Here is a 1,340-nt window from a genome sequence, read left to right on the forward strand (position 1 = left end):
AACGCTGTCTTTTCAAGGTTTTTACGAGTTTCTTTCCACTTTTCGAAGATCTTTGAATTTAAGAGCCTAAATTGAATTGCTTTCAATAGCGTACCAGAGAAATGTGAAGATTCGTTGTAGAAAAAAGGCCAGGGGAACTTCTTTTCCCCTGACCGAATTATTCTGATTGGTACTCAATCCTCTTTAGATGTTCCATGTCTTATTTGAAACAATGTTATGGATAGTGGATGAACTGACTCCATATTGACTGGCTAAATAATCTTGAGTAAAATTACCGCTGGCATATAACCTTCTGATTTCTGATACTTCCTCATAAATCAGTTTAGCTTTTTTAGATCTTTCTCCTCTGTAATTCATGCTTGATTTTTGTTTAATTTGTTGTACTCTTACCATATTACTCCCTCTCGTTCATGGATAATGTGAAACAAACGGTTGGTTGACTTTTATCATTTTGACATGTTGTTGATATATAAACAATCGGTATTTATTAACAAAAAGATAATGGCTTTGGATTTCGCCCTTAAATAACCGTATCCCCAGCCGGTAGCCGATGCCATATACGGCCACTACGATCTTTGGATTTTTGGGATCTATTTCGATTTTGCGTCTCAAGTTTTTAACATGAGTGTCAATGACACGTTCGTCTCCACCAAAATCGTATCCAAAAACTTTTTCAATCAGTTCAGCACGTGAGAATGAACGTTTCGGATATTGAGCCAATGTATGCAAAATCTTAAATTCCGTTGGTGTTAGGCCTAATTTTTCTCCATTTCTTCTTACTTCTTTGGTACGATTGTCGAGTATAACACCATCCTGAAGGTGAATTTGTTCCGCAAGCAATTTCCCTTCAGAAGATCTTCTTAAAACGGCCGCTATTCTTGCAACCAATTCTCTTGGTGAGAACGGTTTCGTAACATAATCATCGGCTCCAAGGTAAAGCCCTTCAATTTTGTCTTGTTCGGAGGATTTGGCGGTGAGCATGATAATATTGACCCGCGAAGAGGCACGTAAGCGTTTGCAAGTTTCTTCGCCAGAGATTCCCGGAAGCATAAGATCCAATAATATCAGATCGTAAGGCTTTTCTTCATGAAGCCGAATTCCTTCTTCCCCGTTACCCGTTATGTCGACTTCGTAGCCTTCCCGAACTAAATACGATTGAATAACCTCTGCGATCTTTTTCTCGTCTTCAATAATCAAGATTCGTTTCATCCCTGCCCCTCCCCAACTGTGTTGCGGTGATCTTCAATAGATGACCAAGGATCGGTTTTCAAAAATAAGATCCCCATGCTGCTTCTCAGCACCAGCAGAAGGATGAAAATAACCTCATGTCGAACTGAATT

The 1,340-nt window shown here is 39.3% G+C and carries 2 protein-coding genes; both read right to left on the minus strand.

The annotated features are described in order from the left end of the window. Positions 1–183: 183 nt before the first annotated feature. A complete protein-coding gene (locus ACFO8Q_RS16765) occupies positions 184–393 on the minus strand; it encodes a hypothetical protein (protein WP_380027052.1) in 210 nt (69 codons plus the stop codon). A gap of 15 nt (positions 394–408) precedes the next feature. Continuing rightward, positions 409–1,209, minus strand: a complete 801-nt coding sequence (locus ACFO8Q_RS16770) for a response regulator transcription factor (RefSeq protein ID WP_380027054.1) — start codon at positions 1,207–1,209, stop codon at positions 409–411. Between the last annotated feature and the right edge of the window lie 131 nt (positions 1,210–1,340).

The organism is Effusibacillus consociatus, from assembly GCF_042652925.1.
Lineage (GTDB): Bacteria > Bacillota > Bacilli > Tumebacillales > Effusibacillaceae > Effusibacillus > Effusibacillus consociatus.

Coding starts and splice junctions, on each gene's coding strand:
- ACFO8Q_RS16765 (WP_380027052.1), bottom strand. CDS start 393: ATGGTAAGAGTACAACAAATTAAACAAAAATCAAGCATGAATTACAGA.
- ACFO8Q_RS16770 (WP_380027054.1), bottom strand. CDS start 1,209: ATGAAACGAATCTTGATTATTGAAGACGAGAAAAAGATCGCAGAGGTT.